Source organism: Burkholderia sp. Ap-955 (genome assembly GCF_011753045.1).
GTDB lineage: Bacteria > Pseudomonadota > Gammaproteobacteria > Burkholderiales > Burkholderiaceae > Burkholderia > Burkholderia lata_D.
In genome coordinates this window covers 1-17,397 of record NZ_VWWH01000120.1, presented here as the reverse complement: position 1 = coordinate 17,397, position 17,397 = coordinate 1, and the positions used below count along the sequence as shown (strand labels likewise).

At 68.9% G+C, this 17,397-nt stretch carries 12 protein-coding genes and 3 pseudogenes; 7 read left to right on the top strand and 8 right to left on the bottom strand.

Annotated elements, in window-relative coordinates; all coding sequences use genetic code 11:
- Together F3J15_RS33920 and F3J15_RS33915 are read right to left on the bottom strand one after the other, a co-directional pair.
- Window positions 1-714 (bottom strand): annotated as a pseudogene (locus F3J15_RS33920) (DNA translocase FtsK); the annotation flags it as partial.
- Between the two features lie 177 nt (window positions 715-891).
- Window positions 892-1,437, bottom strand: a complete 546-nt coding sequence (locus F3J15_RS33915; RefSeq protein ID WP_089440712.1) for an META domain-containing protein — start codon at window positions 1,435-1,437, stop codon at window positions 892-894.
- A gap of 212 nt (window positions 1,438-1,649) precedes the next feature.
- Between F3J15_RS33915 and purT the strand changes: the two genes are divergently transcribed.
- From purT to F3J15_RS33890, 4 genes are all read left to right on the top strand, one after another.
- Entirely contained in the window at window positions 1,650-2,864 is a 1,215-nt protein-coding gene (gene purT, locus F3J15_RS33910) for a formate-dependent phosphoribosylglycinamide formyltransferase (RefSeq protein ID WP_089446148.1), read from the top strand.
- A gap of 18 nt (window positions 2,865-2,882) precedes the next feature.
- The gene (locus F3J15_RS33905) at window positions 2,883-3,068 is read left to right on the top strand and encodes a DUF6726 family protein (RefSeq protein ID WP_166896694.1); all 186 of its coding nucleotides are present in this window, start codon (window positions 2,883-2,885) and stop codon (window positions 3,066-3,068) included.
- Window positions 3,069-3,149: 81 nt separating this feature from the next.
- Window positions 3,150-3,530 carry an MliC family protein gene (locus F3J15_RS33900; RefSeq protein ID WP_089440710.1) on the top strand — a complete coding sequence of 127 codons (381 nt, stop codon included), beginning with the start codon at window positions 3,150-3,152 and terminating at the stop codon, window positions 3,528-3,530.
- Between the two features lie 394 nt (window positions 3,531-3,924).
- Window positions 3,925-5,493, top strand: a complete 1,569-nt coding sequence (locus F3J15_RS33890; RefSeq protein WP_089495369.1) for a DEAD/DEAH box helicase — start codon at window positions 3,925-3,927, stop codon at window positions 5,491-5,493.
- A 185-nt stretch (window positions 5,494-5,678) separates the two neighbouring features.
- Here F3J15_RS33890 and gluQRS read toward each other — a convergent pair whose 3' ends face one another.
- Together gluQRS and F3J15_RS33880 are read right to left on the bottom strand one after the other, a co-directional pair.
- Window positions 5,679-6,572, bottom strand: coding sequence for a tRNA glutamyl-Q(34) synthetase GluQRS (gluQRS, locus tag F3J15_RS33885; RefSeq protein WP_166896690.1), 894 nt, complete (start codon window positions 6,570-6,572; stop codon window positions 5,679-5,681).
- Between the two features lie 20 nt (window positions 6,573-6,592).
- Window positions 6,593-7,447 (bottom strand): sulfurtransferase, encoded by an 855-nt coding sequence (locus tag F3J15_RS33880; protein ID WP_089446145.1) that lies wholly within the window; start codon window positions 7,445-7,447, stop codon window positions 6,593-6,595.
- A gap of 216 nt (window positions 7,448-7,663) precedes the next feature.
- Here F3J15_RS33880 and dnaE point away from each other — a divergent pair, with 216 nt between their 5' ends.
- From dnaE to F3J15_RS33865, 3 genes are all read left to right on the top strand, one after another.
- Window positions 7,664-11,194, top strand: a complete 3,531-nt coding sequence (dnaE, locus tag F3J15_RS33875) for a DNA polymerase III subunit alpha (RefSeq protein WP_166896688.1) — start codon at window positions 7,664-7,666, stop codon at window positions 11,192-11,194.
- A gap of 307 nt (window positions 11,195-11,501) precedes the next feature.
- Window positions 11,502-12,593: a glycosyltransferase family 9 protein gene (locus F3J15_RS33870; RefSeq protein ID WP_166896695.1), complete on the top strand. Its 1,092-nt coding sequence runs from the start codon at window positions 11,502-11,504 to the stop codon at window positions 12,591-12,593.
- Window positions 12,594-12,768: 175 nt separating this feature from the next.
- Entirely contained in the window at window positions 12,769-13,947 is a 1,179-nt protein-coding gene (locus F3J15_RS33865; protein ID WP_166896686.1) for a glycosyltransferase family 9 protein, read from the top strand.
- A gap of 144 nt (window positions 13,948-14,091) precedes the next feature.
- On the opposite strand, the gene F3J15_RS33860 is transcribed toward F3J15_RS33865, so the two are convergent.
- The 4 genes and pseudogenes from F3J15_RS33860 to F3J15_RS33850 form a co-directional block, all read right to left on the bottom strand.
- A complete protein-coding gene (locus F3J15_RS33860) occupies window positions 14,092-15,372 on the bottom strand; it encodes an O-antigen ligase family protein (RefSeq protein ID WP_089446141.1) in 1,281 nt (426 codons plus the stop codon).
- 135 nt (window positions 15,373-15,507) lie between these two features.
- A pseudogene (locus F3J15_RS37605) lies at window positions 15,508-16,143 on the bottom strand (glycosyltransferase family 2 protein); the annotation flags it as partial.
- Window positions 16,123-16,761 (bottom strand): annotated as a pseudogene (gene sctJ / locus F3J15_RS37600) (type III secretion inner membrane ring lipoprotein SctJ); the annotation flags it as partial. The pseudogenes sctJ and F3J15_RS37605, both read right to left, overlap by 21 nt.
- 50 nt (window positions 16,762-16,811) lie before the next feature.
- A complete protein-coding gene (locus tag F3J15_RS33850) occupies window positions 16,812-17,288 on the bottom strand; it encodes a hypothetical protein (RefSeq protein ID WP_069253005.1) in 477 nt (158 codons plus the stop codon).
- Between the last annotated feature and the right edge of the window lie 109 nt (window positions 17,289-17,397).

Here is a 17,397-nt window from a genome sequence, read left to right as displayed (position 1 = left end):
GGTGGTACTGCTGGTCGCGGCGGCGGGGCTGACCGAACTGCCCAAACAGGAATTCTGGCGCAATGCGCTATTGCGTCCTTTCGCCGAACAGGGCGTGCACGAGCTGAAGCAGCTCCTGCCCGACGGCGCCACGGGTTCCACGTGCGGACGCGCAGGCGTGCTGCTGCGCGGCTTCGGCCGCGCCTGCGGGTCGGGTTTCCACAGCGTCGGGCGCGAATACCGGCCGTTCTGGCGTGGTGCCATCGAATTGACGGTATGCGCGGTGGTCGGCTGGACGACGTCGTCGTCGCGATGCAATGCGCTGCGTGGCAGGTCGGCGATGCCGCGCGCTTCGTCGTCACCGCCGTCGCGCGCCAGCTTGACGCCGAACGACGTATCGACCCACGCGGCGAACTGCCGCCAGCCGATGCCGGTCAGCCAGGGCAGCCCGGCGAAGAACAGCACGACCATCGCGACCGGCGTGCCGATCGGGCCGAGCACATGGGCGAAGCCTGCGGAGAACGCATGGCCGAGCGCGTTCGTGTCGGGGCCCGACAGCGGGCTCGTCAGCGTGCAGCTCGCCACGAACACCGCGGCGAAGCCGAGCCACAGACGGATCGAGCCGCGGCCGGCAAGCCCGACACCGCCAGGCAGCATCGCCTGCACGAGACGCCAGAAGAGAAGGAGGAACCAGACGGCGGAGATGCCGAACCAGCCGAAGACAACCGTGTGCATGCTTTGAAACAGGAGTGGGGAGGGGCGCGCGGGGCGCGACCCGCCGAGTTTAACCGGCCGGCGAACAAGACTCTAACGCGGCGTGCATCCGATGCACGCCGCGCGACGCGTGTGCGCGGCACACGCGCGTGGCGGGCCACGCGAAGGCGGTCGGTCGGCCTTCGCGCGCGCCGTGCATCAGGGGCTCCGGTGCGTGAAGGTGAGCGTTGCGCCGGACGTGGTCACGATCTGCAATTGCTGCGGCTCGCGCATCTGCACGCCGGTCTTGTCGACGTGGGCCAGTGCGTCGAGGTACGCGGTTTCGAGCTGGCCGCCGAGCGTATTCGGGCAGGCCATCCGCGTGCCGGCGAGCGGCCCGAAGCTCAACAGGCCGTTCTTGATCGCATAGGTGCCCATGTAGCGGTTGCAGCCCGAGAACCCGCTGGCGCGCCGGATGCCCGAGTCGGTCGACAGCGCGAGCTTGATCGGCTCGCCGTTGTCGCCGTGCGGGATCGCGCGTTGCGTGCCGTCGGCATTCAGCCAGCTGGTGAGTTCCCAGCTCGTGTCGTCGAGCAGCTGGACGGCGGCCGGGTTGTACGGGTCGGGTGCGGGGGCGGCGGAATCGGGGTGGGTCGGCATCGCGCAGGCGGCGAGAAGCGTGGCAAGCGTCAACGCGCAGAGCGGCGCGCGCAACGGGCGAAGCAGGCCGGTGCGTGCGCGTGCGGCGGCGGACAGGTGGGACATGAGCCTCGTTCCTCATCGGATTCTGATCAAGGCGTAAGAGTAACGCACCCGCCCCGCGGCAGGCGAGCCGACACTTCGCGCGTGAAAACGTTCGCAGCCTGCTTGCGAGCGGCCCGCGGCCGGGCGCCGGCGCGGCGAAACGCGCAAAACCGGCGCGTGGCGCGTGTTAACATCGGAGCCGTTTTCGTCCTCCACCAGAAGCGGGTAATCACATGCAGATCGGTCAGCGGCTCGGTACGCCGCTCTCACCCTCGGCCACGCGCGTCATGCTGCTCGGCGCCGGCGAACTCGGCAAGGAAGTCATCATCGCGTTGCAGCGGCTCGGCGTCGAAGTCGTCGCGGTCGACCGCTATCCGGACGCACCGGGCCACCAGGTCGCGCATCGCGCGCACGTGATCGACATGACGGACGCCGCCGCGCTGCGCGCGATCGTCGAAGCCGAACGCCCGCACCTGATCGTGCCGGAGATCGAGGCGATCGCGACCGACGCGCTCGCGGCGATCGAGGCCGCCGGCCTCGCCGAAGTGATCCCGACCGCGCGCGCGACGCAGCTCACGATGAATCGCGAAGGAATCCGCCGGCTCGCGGCCGAGGAACTCGGCCTGCCGACCTCGCCGTATGCGTTCGCGGATTCGTTCGAGGCGTTCAGCGCGGCGATCGCGACGATCGGCATGCCGTGCGTCGTCAAGCCCGTGATGTCGTCGTCGGGCAAGGGGCAGTCGGTCGTGAAGACCGAGGCCGACGTGAAGCCGGCGTGGGACTACGCGATGGCGGGCGGACGCGTGAACCACGGCCGCGTGATCGTCGAGGGCTTCGTCGATTTCGACTACGAGATCACGCAGCTCACCGTGCGCGCGATCGATCCGGCGACGAACGCCACGCGCACCTATTTCTGCGAGCCGGTCGGCCACGTGCAGGTCGCGGGCGACTACGTCGAGTCATGGCAGCCGCAGCCGATGAGCGCGGTGGCGCTCGAGAAGTCGCGCGAGATCGCGCACAAGGTCACCGAGGCGCTCGGCGGGCGCGGGATGTTCGGCGTCGAGCTGTTCGTGCGCGGCGACGACGTGTGGTTCTCCGAGGTGAGCCCGCGGCCGCACGATACGGGCCTCGTCACGCTCGCGTCGCAGCGCCAGTCGGAATTCGAGCTGCACGCGCGTGCGATTCTCGGCCTGCCGGTCGATCCGGCGCTCGGTACGCCGGCCGCGTCGGCCGTGATCTACGGCGGGCTCGACGAGCGCGGGATCGCGTTCGAGGGCGTGCGCGACGCGCTCGCGGTGCCGGGCACCGACCTGCGCCTGTTCGGCAAGCCGGAAAGTTTCGCGAAGCGGCGCATGGGCGTCGCGCTGGCGACCGGCGCGACCGTCGACGAAGCCCGCGAACGCGCGAAGCGTGCCGCTGCGGCCGTCCGGCCCGTGTCGACCCGCTGACGTAATCAGGAGAGGACGATGACGCCGAAGTGGCTGCGTATCGGAAAGCTGGCCGTCACGCTGGCGCTTGCAGTGAACCTCGCGGGTTGCGGGCTCGCGGCCGCACCGTGCCGGGTGGCCTCGGCCGGGCTCAAGATCGTGCCGCTCGTCGGCCATGTCGCGGCCGCACCGACCGACGCGTGTGCCGACGTCATCGATCCCTGATCACGCTACCCGACCCGATCGCCAACAATAATCACGCGCCCGGCGAGGGCGCGTTTCCACCTGTCTCGTGAGAGGACCTGCATGATTCGCCAAACCCTCGCCGCGCTCGCGCTCGCCGGCACGGCCGTTTCCGTCGCGCATGCCGCGCAACTGACCGTCGAAGAGATCGACGCCGATTCGCGCCAGTTCACCGTCTACCAGTGTGCGAACCAGAAGCAGCCGGTGCGCGTGTCGTACTGGCTCGCGGGCAACGGCCAGAGCTTCGCGCTCGTGCCGGTCAACGGGAAGCAGATGCTGTTCGTCGATACCGTGTCGGCGTCGGGTGCGCGCTACCAGGCCGGCCGCTATACGTGGTGGACGAAGGGCAAGGAAGCGACGCTGCGCGACGAGATCGCCGACCAGAGTGCGCCGCCGCTGCTGGGCGACTGCGTACAGGTCGAGAAGAAAAAGAAGAAGGGCTGAGCGCCGCGCGGGAACGTGGATCGTGCTGCCGATGCCGGTCGACGGCCGGTTCCCGGGCCTGATGGCCCGGTACGCAGGCTGGCCGCAGACGATTGGACCAGGCGATCCACGATCGGACCCCTGAAATCATCCGCTGGCCCATCGGGCTAGTCCGATCGGGTCAGCCGTCTACCGCGCGGGCCAGCCCGGGCCCGCCGCGCGAACCGCCGTTGTGGCCGTTCGCCGCGTTGTCACGGACAGATGGCCGCGCAGTGCTACAATACGGCCCTTTCCGCCGGCATTCGCGCCGAACGGAGTCCGCACGGCCTGGCGTCCAGCGTTCACATTGAACCGGTCCCAAGCGCCAGAGCGGCGCCGCGCGGCGCGCCGCGGCTCCGTCTATTTCCGAATTGTGATGAGCGCAGGCCCGGCTGGCCTGACGCACGATGTCCCCGCCGCGCCTTTTGAGCGAAACGCCACCATGTCCGATTCTGTCGCCAAGCCCGTCGACGCAACCTTCGATCAATTCGGCCTTGCCGCCGATATCCTGAAAGCCATTGCGGAGCAGGGCTATACGACGCCGACGCCGATCCAGGCGCAGGCCATTCCGGTCGTGCTCGCCGGCCGCGACGTCATGGGCGCCGCGCAAACGGGCACCGGCAAGACCGCGAGTTTCTCGCTGCCGATCATCCAGCGCCTGCTGCCGCAGGCCAACACGAGCGCGTCTCCGGCGCGCCACCCGGTGCGTGCGCTGATCCTCACGCCGACCCGCGAACTCGCCGACCAGGTCGCCGCGAACGTGCACGCGTATGCGAAGCACACGCCGCTGCGCAGCGCGGTCGTGTTCGGCGGCGTCGACATGAACCCGCAGATGGCCGAACTGCGCCGCGGCGTCGAGGTCCTGATCGCGACGCCGGGCCGCCTGCTCGACCACGTGCAGCAGAAGACGGCGAACCTCGGCCAGGTGCAGATCCTCGTGCTCGACGAAGCCGACCGGATGCTCGACATGGGCTTCCTGCCGGATCTGCAGCGCATCCTGAACCTGCTGCCGAAGGAGCGCCAGACGCTGCTGTTCTCGGCCACCTTCTCGGGCGAAATCAAGAAGCTCGCGTCGACCTACCTGCGCAACCCGCAGACGATCGAAGTCGCGCGCAGCAACTCGACGAACGCGAACGTCACGCAGATCGTCTACGACGTCGCCGAAGGCGACAAGCAGGCGGCCGTCGTGCAACTGCTGCGCGACCGCGGCCTCAAGCAGGTGATCGTGTTCTGCAACAGCAAGATCGGCGCAAGCCGGCTTGCGCGCAATCTCGAGCGCGACGGCGTGGTCGCGTCGGCGATCCACGGCGACAAGACGCAGATCGAGCGGATGCAGGCGCTCGACGCGTTCAAGCGCGGCGAGATCGAGGCGCTGGTCGCGACCGACGTGGCTGCGCGCGGCCTCGACATCGCCGAACTGCCGGCCGTGATCAACTTCGACCTGCCGTTCAGCGCGGAAGACTACGTGCACCGGATCGGCCGTACCGGCCGTGCGGGTGCGACGGGCGACGCGCTGTCGCTGTGCAGCCCGAACGAGCGCAAGCAGCTCGCCGATATCGAGAAGCTGATCAAGCGTCCGCTCGAAGTGCAGACGCTCGCGCTCGACAAGCCGGCGCGCCATCGTCACGACGAGCGCGGCAACGACCGCGGCGGCGATCGCAACAGCGAGCGCGGCGGCGAACGAGGCGGTGAACGAGGCGGCCGTCGCGATCGCGACGAGCATCGCGGTGCATCGGGGCGCCGCCCGGGCGGTTCCGAGCGCGGTCATCACCGTCGCCACGAAGCGCCGGTCGACGATTTCTTCCTGAAGCCGTACGAGCCGTCGGCGCCGGCGAAGCAGCAGGACGACGCGCAGCCTGCGCAGCAGCCCGAGAAGAAGGGGCCGAAGCGTCAGGTCGCCGCGCTGCTCGGCGGGTTCGGGATGCCGCGCAAGCCGTCGGCGTAAGCCGGGCGGACGTGACGGCGCGGCGCGCGAGCGCTGCAGGAGAAGCGGGTGCATGCGATGAGCATGTGCCCGTTTTTCATTGGGGCTGCGGTTTGCTTGGGAGAGGGCGCGGGGCGCCGGCGGCGGGCGATGCAGTCGGCATCAGGCTTGCGCCCAATCGCCGCGAAACCGGTGCGCCGTGTGCGTCAGCCGGCCTGCGGCCCGAAGCGCATCGCCCATGCGGCCGTGGCGGCGGCGTAGAACGTATCGAGCGTCGTGCCCGCGAGCGCACCGTCGGGGGCGAGGCCCAGGTGTGCGGCCGCGGCCTGCAGCGCAGGCAGCGGATCGTCGCGTTCGAGCGCGGTCGCGCCCGTCTGCTTGCTGAGCTTTTCGCCGTTCGCATCGACGACGACGGGCACATGCAGGTATTGCGGCGTTGACACACCGAGGCAGTGCTGCAGGTGAATCTGGCGTGCGGTCGAGTCGAGCAGGTCGGCGCCGCGCACGACGTGCGTGATGTGCGCGTCGGCGTCGTCGACGACGACCGCGAGCTGGTAGGCCCATTGGCCGTCCGCGCGCTTCAACACGAAATCGCCGACTTCGGTCGCGAGGTTCTGCGATTGCGTGTGCTGCCAGCGATCGTCGAACGTGACGATCGCGTCGCCGCCGTCCGGCACGCGCAGCCGCCACGCGCGCGCGGGCTTGCCGTGCAGGCCGGTGCGGCAGGTGCCCGGGTAGGCGAGCGTCGTGTGGCGCTCGTGCGCGGCGCGCAGCGAATCGGCGATTTCCTTGCGCGTGCAGCCGCACGGATAGACCAGCCCGGCTGCGACGAGCCGCTCGAGCGCGGCCGTATACGCGGCATCGCGCGTGCTTTGCCAGACGGGCGGCTCGTCGGGCGTCATGCCGAAATGCGCGAGCGTCGCGAGGATGTCGTCGGCGGCGCCGGGCACCGTGCGCGGGCCGTCGAGATCCTCGATGCGCACGAGCCATGCGCCGCCGTGCGCGCGCGCGTCGAGCCAGCTCGCGAGTGCGCCGACCAGAGAGCCGAAATGCAGCGGGCCGGTGGGCGACGGCGCGAAGCGGCCGCGATAGCCGGTCATCGGGGTGCGGGGCAGCGCGCTTACGCGGCGCTGGCCGCCGGTGCGCAGGCCGGGCACGACTTGCCGGGCACGTAGTTCGGCGACTGTTGCGCTTCCGGCGTGACGACCGCGCGGCACGCGAAGCACGTGACGTTCTCGGTGGGCTGGAGCTGCGGGTTCAGCGCGGTGCGGTAGTCGAACACGAAGCAGTCGCCGTGATAGTGCGCGCCGCCGACTTCCTCGAAGTACTTCAGGATCCCGCCTTCGAGCTGGTACACGTTCTCGATGCCGATTTCCTTCATGTGGATCGCGGCCTTCTCGCAGCGGATGCCGCCCGTGCAGAACGACACGACCGTCTTGCCTTCGAGGTCGGCGCGGTTCGCGTCGATCACTTCGGGGAATTCGCTGAACTTGTCGATCCGGTAGTCGAGCGCGTCGTCGAACGTGCCGACGTCGACTTCGAACGCGTTGCGCGTGTCGAGCATCACGACCGGGCGGCCCGTGTCGTCGTGACCGCGATCGAGCCACGTCTTCAGCGTCTTCGCGTCGACGAACGGCGCGCGGCCGAGTTCCGGCTTGATCGCCGGCTTCTTCATCGTGATGATCTCGCGCTTCAGGCGCACGAGCATGCGGCGGAACGGCTGCGAGTCGGACAGGCTTTCCTTGAACTGCAGCGTCGCGAACTTGCCTTCGAACAGCGGATCGTGGCGGATGTACGCGATGAACGCGTCGGTGGCTTCGCGCGTGCCGGCGATGAACAGGTTGATGCCCTCCGGCGCGAGGAGGATCGTGCCGCGCAGGCCGAGTTCGTTGCAGCGGGCGGTGACGAGCGGGCGCCATTGCTCGTTCGTGTCGAGCGACACGAAGTGGTAGGCGGCGAGGTTGACGATGGTCATGATGGTCCGACGGGAAAACGGCCGCACGGCGGCCCGCAAAAAAGGGTGCGAAGCCGGGGCGTTGATTCGAAAAACCGTATTATCCCGCAAACCGCGCTCAGGCCGGCACCCTGCCGTTCGGCCAGCCGCGCGACGGGCGGTCGCGCACATCGGCCGAACGGCCAGCGCGGGGATTTTTTGGGCAGCCTGCGCGGCGGGGCGGCTACAATAGCGCCCATGTCAGATCCTCGCTTCGTCCATCTTCGCGTTCACTCCGAATTCTCGATTGCCGACGGCATCGTGCGCATTGACGACATCGTCAAGGCGGCGGCCGCGGACGGTCAGGGCGCGCTCGCGCTCACCGATCTCGGCAACGCATTCGGCCTCGTCCGTTTCTACCAGGAAGCCCGCGGCAAGGGCATCAAGCCGATCGCCGGCTGCGACGTCTGGATCGCCAATCCGGACGACCGCGACAAGCCGTCGCGGCTGCTGCTGCTCGTCAAGGACAAGGTCGGCTACCTGAATCTGTGCGAGCTGCTGTCGAAGGCGTGGCTCACGAACCAGTACCGCGGCCGTGCGGAGCTCGGCGCGAGCTGGCTCGACGGCGAACTCTCGCAAGGGCTGCTCGCGCTGTCGGGCGCGCAACAGGGCGATATCGGGCTCGCGCTTGCCGCGGGCAACGAAGACGCCGCGCGCCGTCACGCCGAGCGCTGGGCGAAGGTGTTCCCGGGCGGCTTCTACATCGAGCTGCAGCGTTACGGCCAGCCGGGCGCCGAGGCGTATATCCAGCAGGCCGCGACGCTCGCCGCGGCGCTGAAGCTGCCGGTCGTCGCGACGCACCCGACGCAGTTCATGACCGACGACGATTTCACCGCGCACGAGGCGCGCGTGTGTATCTCGGAAGGCGACATCCTCGCGAACCCGCGGCGCCAGAAGCGCTTCACGACCGACCAGTACTTCCGCACGCAGGACGACATGGTCGCGCTGTTCGCCGACCTGCCGTCGGCGATCGCGAACACGGTCGAAATCGCGAAGCGCTGCAACCTGAAGCTCGAGCTCGGCAAGCCGAAACTGCCGCTGTTCCCGACGCCAGACGGCATGTCGCTCGACGACTACCTGGTCCAGCTGTCGAAGGAAGGGCTCGAGACCCGTCTTGCGCAGCTGTATCCGGTCGAAGCCGAGCGCGACGCGCAGCGCGACACGTATTACAAGCGCCTCGAATTCGAGTGCGGGACCATCACGAAGATGGGCTTCCCGGGCTACTTCCTGATCGTCGCGGACTTCATCAACTGGGCGAAGAACAACGGCGTGCCGGTCGGCCCGGGCCGCGGCTCGGGCGCCGGTTCGCTGGTCGCGTACGCGCTCGGCATTACCGACCTCGACCCGCTGCGCTACAACCTGCTGTTCGAGCGCTTCCTGAACCCGGAACGCGTGTCGATGCCCGACTTCGACATCGACTTCTGCCAGCACGGCCGCGACCGCGTGATCCAGTACGTGAAGGAGAAGTACGGCGCGGACGCCGTGTCGCAGATCGCCACCTTCGGCACGATGGCCGCGAAGGCGGCCGTCCGCGATATCGGCCGCGTGCTCGACCTCGGCTACATGTTCACCGATGGCATCGCGAAGCTGATCCCGTTCAAGCCGGGCAAGCACGTGACGATCGCCGATGCGATGAAGGAAGAGCCGCAGCTGCAGGAGCGCTACGACCACGAGGACGAAGTGCACCAGCTGCTCGATCTCGCGCAGCGCGTCGAGGGCCTCACGCGTAACGTCGGGATGCACGCGGGCGGCGTGCTGATCGCGCCCGGCAAGCTGACCGATTTCTGCCCGCTATACACGCAGGGCGACGACGGCGGCGTGGTCAGCCAGTACGACAAGGACGACGTCGAAGCCGTCGGCCTCGTGAAGTTCGACTTTCTGGGTCTCACGACGCTGACGATCCTCGACTGGGCCGAGCGCTACATCCGCCGCCTCGATCCGTCGAAGGCCGACTGGTCGCTCGCGCAGGTGCCGCTCGATGATCCCGCCTCGTTCCAGATCCTGAAGAAGGCCAACACGGTCGCGGTGTTCCAGCTGGAAAGCCGCGGGATGCAGGGCATGCTGAAGGATGCCCAGCCCGACCGCTTCGAGGACATCATCGCGCTCGTGTCGTTGTACCGTCCGGGCCCGATGGACCTGATCCCGAGCTTCTGCGCACGGAAGCACGGCCGCGAGAAGGTCGACTATCCGGACCCGCGCGTCGAACCCGTCCTGAAAGAGACCTACGGCATCATGGTCTATCAGGAGCAGGTGATGCAGATGGCACAGATCATCGGCGGCTACTCGCTCGGCGGCGCGGACTTGCTGCGTCGCGCGATGGGCAAGAAGAAGCCCGAGGAGATGGCCAAGCACCGCGAGATCTTCGCCGAGGGTGCGGCGAAGAACGGCCTCACGCGCGAGAAGTCCGACGAGATCTTCGACTTGATGGAGAAGTTCGCAGGCTACGGCTTCAACAAGTCGCACGCGGCCGCCTATGCGCTGCTCGCGTACTACACCGCGTGGCTGAAGGCGCACCATCCGGCCGAATTCATGGCGGCCAACATGACGCTCGCGATGGACGACACCGACAAGGTGAAGATCCTGTTCGACGACTGCGTCGTGAACAATCTCGCCGTGCTGCCGCCGGACATCAACCAATCGCATTACCGCTTCGAGCCGGTCGCCGAAGGCGACGGCAAGCGCTCGCGCACGATCCGCTACGGCCTCGGCGCGGTGAAGGGCAGCGGCCAGAACGCGATCGAGGAAATCCTGCGCGCCCGCGAGGAAAAGGCGTTCACCGACCTGTTCGACTTCTGCGAGCGGATCGACCGGCGTGTCGTCAACCGCCGCACGGTCGAGGCGCTGATCCGTGCCGGCGCGTTCGATTCGCTGAACCCGAACCGTGCGCAGCTGATCGCGTCGGTGCCGCTCGCGATGGAAGCGGCCGACCAGGCCGAGGCGAACGCGATGCAGGCCGGCCTGTTCGACATGGGCGCCGAGTCGCCGCACGCGCATGCGCTCGTCGACGAGCCCGCGTGGGACGACAAGCGCCGCCTGCAGGAAGAGAAGGGCGCGCTCGGCTTCTACCTGTCCGGCCACCTGTTCGACGCATATCGCGACGAGGTGCGCCGCTTCGTGCGGCAGAAGGTCGGCGACCTGAAGGAAGGGCGCGACAAGCTCGTGGCCGGCATCATCGCGTCGCTGCGCACGCAGATGACCCAGCGCGGCAAGATGCTGATCGCGCTGCTCGACGATGGCTCGGGCCAGTGCGAGATCACGATCTTCAACGAGCAGTTCGAGGCGAACAAGGCGCTGTTCAAGGAAGACGAGCTGCTGATCGTGCAGGGGCAGGCGCGCAACGATGCGTTCACGGGCGGCATCCGCTTCACGGCCGATACCGTGATGGATCTCGAGCGCGCGCGCAGCCGCTATGCGCAGGCCGTCCGGCTGACGATGAACGGCAACGCCGACGCGGCCGCACTGCGCCGCGTGCTCGAGCCGCACGTGTCGAAGGACGATCCGGCGGCGAACGTGGTCGAGGCGCCGGCACCGCGCGGCGGCGGGCGCGATGGCGGTCGTCGCCCGCAGGCGCCGCTGCCGAACGGGCTTGCGGTCCAGGTCCACTACAGCAACGCGCGGGCACAGGGTGAAATGCGCCTCGGCGACGCATGGCGTGTGAAGCCGAGCGACGTGCTGCTCGCGGAGCTGCGTGCGACGTTCGACGGCAGCGTCGTCGAAATCACGTACTGATCGCGCCTTCGCCAACCGGCTGTCGCGCCATGCGGCCCGTCGCATCGCCATCGTGCGGTGCGCGGGCCGTTTTTGCATGTTCACGCAAACGGGTCTTGGGCTGGCCATCCGGACGCTATACAATCCGGCGCTAGCCGCACGAACGTGGCGCTGACCGCCGCTTGTCGGGCGGATTGCGCCGGTATCGCGCACATAAGCGGGGGCGGATCCGTGCGGCGAGCGGCGACATGCGACCAGGCCGTCCCGGAACCGGACGCCGTGAAATGGCTCGTCGCGACGACAAAAAACTGACAGTCCCCACTTGACCATGGCCAATGTGAACCCGATGCAGCGGATCCTCGTGATCCGGATCGATTTTCTGGGCGACATGCTGTGCACGACGGCGTTTCTCCGCGCGCTGAAGGAGCGCTGGCCCGGCGCGGAGCTCCATGTGGTCGCGAACCGCTACAACGCGGCCGCGCTGGCCGGAAACCCGGACGTCGACACGATCCACACCTACGTCTATAGCCGTCAATGCGAGCGCAACGACCGTCCCGGGCGGATGCGCGCGCTCTTCGACCGGCTGCGGCTCGTGCGCCGCCTGCGTCGCTTGCGGTTCGACCTCGTGGTCGTGCCGAACGGCGGCATGCATCGCAGCAGCGTGCAGTTCGCGCGCCAGATTGGCGCGAAGGATTGCCGCTGGCACGATGTCGAGACCGAATTCGACGATCGCAAGCCCGAGCATGTCGCCGAGCGGCCGATGTGCCACGAGGCGTTGTCGGGTTTCCGGCTCGTACCCGAGCTCGGCCGCGCCGATGTCGACCGCCTCGCGTTGTCGGTTCATCCCGACCGCGCGCTGCAGGATGCGTGGTACCGGCTGCTCGGCGCGCGTACGAAGCCGCGCGTCGGGCTGTTCGTCACGAACAAGGCGGTCGAGCGCCGCTGGCCGGCGGATCGTTGGCGCGACCTCGCCGAGCGGCTCGCGCCGTACGCCGACGTGATCGTGTTCCGCGACCCGGCCGTCGGCCATGCCCCCGAGGACGACTCGTGGCGCGACGTGTGCGCGCGCCATGTTGCGCCGTCGTCGGTCGCCGAGCTGGTGGCCGCGGCGAGCCTGCTCGATGTGATCGTCTCCGCCGACAGCGCCCCGGTGCATCTCGCGTCGGCACTCGGCGTGCCCGTCGCCGCGCTGTTCCAGGACCGTCCCGAGAAATACCTGCGCTGGCATCCGCTCGGCGTGCCGCACGTGATCCTGCGCGCTGGCGCGACCGTCGACGCGATCGGCGTCGACGCGGTCGAGCGTGCGGTGAATCACCTGCTGCCGCAGGCCGCCCATCGCGACGAACCGTTGGCAGACGCCGTAGACGCGCAGCCGGCGGCCGCGGCTGTGACGCCGGTGATCATGACCATCGCTTCGTAGCGCCACGGGCATCGCAGGCATCGCGTACGCCACCGGCGCGCGGTGCGCCTGCCGCGCTGCACCGGGCGAGTGGGGCCGTATCAGGGCAATCGCACGGCCGATTCGCCCTGTCGCGCCGGCTGCTGCAAAATCCTGTACATTGCCAGCCTTGTTCAGCCAGCCAGACACACCCGCCGTGGCCCTGTTTTCTTCTGCCCGCCCGCCCAGAACCATCCTCGTTGCCGCGACGCGCCGTATCGGCGACGTGCTGCTGACGACGCCGCTCGTCCGTTCGCTGAAGGCCCGCTGGCCTGAAGCGCAGATCGACATGCTGGTGTTTCGCGGCACCGAAGGCGTGCTCGAGCACAATCCGGACGTGCGGCGCGTGATCGTCGTCGCGCAACGCGCGGGATTCCGCGAGCGGCTGCGCGACGCGCTGTCGATGTGGCGTCGCTACGATCTCGCGTGCGCGGCGCTGAGCTCCGACCGGCCGCGCTTCTACAGCTGGTTCGCGGGCCGCAAGCGGGTCGGCCTCGTCGATCCGAACCGCGTGACGTGGCTCACGCGGATGATGCTGAACGGGATCGCGATCAATCACCACGAATCCGCGCATACGGTCGTCAGCACGCTGGCGCTCGCCCCCGTGATCGGCATCGAGCCGGTGTCCGAGGTCGTCGCGCCCGGCATCGGCGACGATCCGGCGCGGCGCGCGCGCTTCGACGCGTGGCTGGCCGAATCGCCGGCGATCCGCGCCGGCAAGCCGCTGGTCGTCCTGCATCCGTATCCGATGTTCCGTTACAAGCAATGGCGGCTCGACGGCTGGGTCGAGATGATCGGCTGGCTGCGCGAGCACGGCTTCGCGGTCGCGCTGTCGGGCGGCCCGGCGGACAGCGAGCGTGAGTATGCGGAGCAGGTCGCAGCCGAAGCGGGCGGCGATGTACTGAACCTGGTCGGTCGCCTGACGTTCGGCGAAAGCGCCGAACTCGTGCGGCGCGCACGGCTTTTCATCGGGCCCGACACCGGCGCGACGCACGTCGCGGCCGCGACCGGCACCGACACGATCGCGCTGTTCGGCCCGTCCGACCCCGTGCGCTGGGGGCCGTGGCCGCAGCACTGGCCGGCGACCGAGAATCCTTGGCCGCTGCGCGGTTCGGGGCGGCACGGGAACGTGTGGCTGCTGCAGGGAGAGGGCGATTGCGTGCCGTGCCGGCACGAGGGCTGCGAGCGCAAGGTCGACAGCCGCAGCGACTGCCTCGCCAATCTCGGTGCGCAGCGCGTGAAAGCCGCGGCGGCCGAAATGCTCGGGCTGAATCCGCCGGGCCCGGCCGAAGCCGTCGTCGATACGTCGCGACTGCATCGCACCGGATCCGACTGACGCGCGGGCGACGCGCGTTTCCTGCCGGTTGCCGGCGGCTTGTTTGGCGACGAGCCAGCCGCCCGGCCCGTTTCCGTCGAAGATCGAGCGTGAACGCCGCGGTGGCCGAAGCCGGCCGCCGGCGGGGCGTACCGCCGCTGCGCATTACGCGCTGCGCCGGATCGCCGACGTTTCGCGCGGCAGCGCCTCGGCGCGCTCGCCGCAGCCGAGCAGGATGCCGGCCAGCAGCACGATCAGGTGCCCTTCGGCGAAATCGAGCAGCAGCGAATTGGCGAGACTGCCGATCGCGAAGATCGCGAGCCAGCCGAGCAGCAGATGCCGCGAGCGCGGATCGAGCGTGCGGCTGCCGCGCGCAATCTGCACGATCAGGTTGACGAACAGCACCAGGCCGAGCGTGCCGAGCTGCACGGCCATCAGCAGGTATTCGTTGTGCGGATTCGACGTGAGCTGGCCTTCGGCTGCCGTCTTGCCGGCCGTGAGCTTCTCGAATTCGGATTCGAGGCCGCCCGCGCCATAGCCGATCACCGGGTGCTGGCGATACAGTTCGAGCCCCTTCTTGTACCACTCGAGGCGCAGACCGGTCGACGTGGCCGCATCGCTTTGCCGGTATTGCTGCACTTCCGTCACGACCTTCGTCAGCCGGCCGTTGTGAACCGTGCACGCGGCGATCACGAGCGCGATGCCGGCCAGCACGAACACGCCGGCGGCGAGCCCCGCGCGCAGCGCCGATTGCCGGCGCAGCAACAGCACGAAACGCACGGCGACGACGAGGATCAGCAGCAGCGCGATGACCTGCCCGGTGCGTCCCTGCAGCATCACGAACACGTTGACGAGCGACCATGCGGCAACGCCCGCATACGCGGCACGCGACAGCGCCGTGCGGGCCGCCAACGCGAGATCGGCGGCCTGGTAGAACAGCAGCGCGCCGAACATGCCGGCGGCGATGTGGTTCTTGAACACCCAGGCGCGTGACAGCGGCAGCTCGGTCGCGTGCGCGGGCCCGATCGCGGTCAGGCCGAGATAGTTGGTGGTCGACAGCAGCAGGATCACGCACAGCGTGCCGAACCAGCAACGCCGCACGATCGGCGCCCAGTTCGAATGGCGGAAGGCGAGCACGGCGAATGGCAGCAGCAGCAGCTTGTCGTACTTGGCGACCCAGTTCCACGCCTTGTTGTGCGGCGCGACCGTATAGGTGACGCTGGCGGCCAGCGCGGCCAGGATCAGCAGCGCCGCGAGCGAGGCCGGATCGGTGACGAACGAGCGCAGGTCGCGCCAGAATTCGGGGGAAATCACGAGCGCGGCGGCGAACAGCCCGCAGAACACGTTGGTCAGCGCGGTCGAGACGGGCACCATGCAGAGCGCGGCGACGGCGAATGCGCGGGCGGCGGTCAGGCGCCGCGAGGCGGGAGCGGAAAACGAAAGCATCGGAACCTGTCGAATGGACGAATGCGGCTTGCGTACGTCGTGCTGCGCGCCGCGCGCCCCGGCGGGAGATCCGGGACGAACGGCGCAGAGTATACGCGAAGCAGGGCGCGTTTCCGTGTCGTTTTCGGGGCCCGATCAGCTGAATGCGCGCTTGATCCGCGAGCGCAGCAGCGCGCGCTTCAGACTGCCTTCCACGGCCGGCGTGTCGAGCGCGACGCGCGTGCCCGCCGGCTCGCCGCGATGCAGGTAGTGGCGGTCGAACGTCGCCTGGGTCATGCCCCATTTGTTCAGAAACTGGCGGCGACCATCGTTCTTGACGATCTTGCCCGTGCTCTTCTGCTGGAAGTGGTAGACGAGGCTGTCGCCGACCCCGATGAAGATCCGGCAGCCGGCATCCCAGAATTTCATCGAGAAGTCGTTGTCGCTGCTCATGCCGGGCGACAGCTCGCTGCTGTAGCCGCCGATCCGGTTCCACCAGTCGCGGTGCACGAGCGTCGGCGGCCAGGTCGAGCCCAGCCAGTCCGCGCGCGCAAGCTTCGGAGCCGCCGCGACGAGGCCCGCCGCGTCGAAATGTTCGGCGTCGCGGCCGAAATTGCTGACCACCACGCACGGGTTGCGCGTGTCGACCGGCTCGACCATCGTGCCCGACAGCATGAAGAGGTCGGTCGGCATCTGTTCGATGCGGCGCACCAGCGCCGTGTCCCAGCCGGGGCAGCAGAACATGTCGTCGTTCATGTAGACGACGTAGTCGCGCGTCGCGCGCGCGGCGGCCGGCTGCAGGAACAGCGACACGTTGTCGTACTGCAGCCCCTCGATGCTGTGCGCGACCAGATCCTTGACCATCGGCGCCATCGCGCGCAGGTCGACGCCGGGCCGGTAGCGGATATACACGGCCGCGGACGACGGCTTGATCTTGTCCGCGAGCGGATCGTTCTCCGGAATCACGACCTGCACGCGCGCGACGACCACGCCCTCGATGTCCTGCAGCGTGCGCGACAGGTCCTGCGACACGCCGTACAGGTAGCGCACGCGCTCCTCGGCCGGCGTCGACACGAGGCCCTGCTTCTGGAACAGCTCGCCGAGGCTCGCGTAGCTCGGCTTCGGCAGCCCGTTCGCCTGCAATACCGTGAGCGCCGACTGCATGTCGCCATCCGCGACGCTGACGAGCCACGCGTTGCGGTCCGACGTGTCGCGCGCGTCGTTGTCCTTCGACGCGCTGATGCCCGCGTCGCCGAGCACCGCGACCATCTGGTTCGCATCGCGCTCCGACAGGCCCGAGTACAGCTCCTTCTGGCACCCGGCCAGCAGCACGAGCAGCCCCGCGAGCAGCGCGCGCGCCGCCCGGCTGCGCCACGCATGCGCGCGCGGCGTCGAATCGATCGTCGTCATCGTATGTCCGCTTCAGGGCGCGTGAGGCCGGGTCCGGCCCACGCGCGCTTTCACTCCTGCGTCTTCAGCACCGTGTGCGTGAAGCCGTTCGCCGCCTGCGCGACCGACAGGCTCAACTGGTATTCCGAAATCGTGGTGGTCGCCGTCCACTGAAAATCCATCGCCTTCACCATCGTCATCATCGGGTCGCTGCGGCTGTCGGCCATCGACGTCAGCATCTCGCTGCGATGCTTGTCGATGTTCGCGTACCGCGCGTCGAGATCGTTGCCGTAGGTGCGCAACCGCTCGACGAGCGACGACTGGTTCGCCTGCGCGGGCGTCATCTGCACGGCCGGCGCCGCATCCGCCGGTGCGCGCGACATCGCGACGCCCGACGAAGACGGCGGCGCGGCCGGCGATGCGCCCGGCTGCATCAGCGCATCGAACTGGCGCACCTGCGCCGGATCGGACGCCGAGCCCGTTGGCTGCGCGGCTCCCGCGAGCGCGGCCGCGCCCGGCGGCGCCGCGCCTACGCCTGTCACTGACATGTCCATGTCCTCCTCGAGAAGCGGACGCCGGACCGGATCGGTCGGGCCCGCCCGGAACGGGCCGGCCGGCACGCGCACGGCCGCCGCCGGGTGCCCTTCGCGGGCAGGA

Bases quoted from the DNA above. Each gene is read 5' to 3' on its own strand.
- F3J15_RS33915 (WP_089440712.1), bottom strand. From the start codon at position 1,437: ATGTCCCACCTGTCCGCCGCCGCACGCGCACGCACCGGCCTGCTTCGC.
- purT (WP_089446148.1), top strand. From the start codon at position 1,650: ATGCAGATCGGTCAGCGGCTCGGTACGCCGCTCTCACCCTCGGCCACG.
- F3J15_RS33905 (WP_166896694.1), top strand. From the start codon at position 2,883: ATGACGCCGAAGTGGCTGCGTATCGGAAAGCTGGCCGTCACGCTGGCG.
- F3J15_RS33900 (WP_089440710.1), top strand. From the start codon at position 3,150: ATGATTCGCCAAACCCTCGCCGCGCTCGCGCTCGCCGGCACGGCCGTT.
- F3J15_RS33890 (WP_089495369.1), top strand. From the start codon at position 3,925: ATGAGCGCAGGCCCGGCTGGCCTGACGCACGATGTCCCCGCCGCGCCT.
- gluQRS (WP_166896690.1), bottom strand. From the start codon at position 6,572: ATGACCGGCTATCGCGGCCGCTTCGCGCCGTCGCCCACCGGCCCGCTG.
- F3J15_RS33880 (WP_089446145.1), bottom strand. From the start codon at position 7,447: ATGACCATCGTCAACCTCGCCGCCTACCACTTCGTGTCGCTCGACACG.
- dnaE (WP_166896688.1), top strand. From the start codon at position 7,664: ATGTCAGATCCTCGCTTCGTCCATCTTCGCGTTCACTCCGAATTCTCG.
- F3J15_RS33870 (WP_166896695.1), top strand. From the start codon at position 11,502: ATGGCCAATGTGAACCCGATGCAGCGGATCCTCGTGATCCGGATCGAT.
- F3J15_RS33860 (WP_089446141.1), bottom strand. From the start codon at position 15,372: ATGCTTTCGTTTTCCGCTCCCGCCTCGCGGCGCCTGACCGCCGCCCGC.
- F3J15_RS33850 (WP_069253005.1), bottom strand. From the start codon at position 17,288: ATGTCAGTGACAGGCGTAGGCGCGGCGCCGCCGGGCGCGGCCGCGCTC.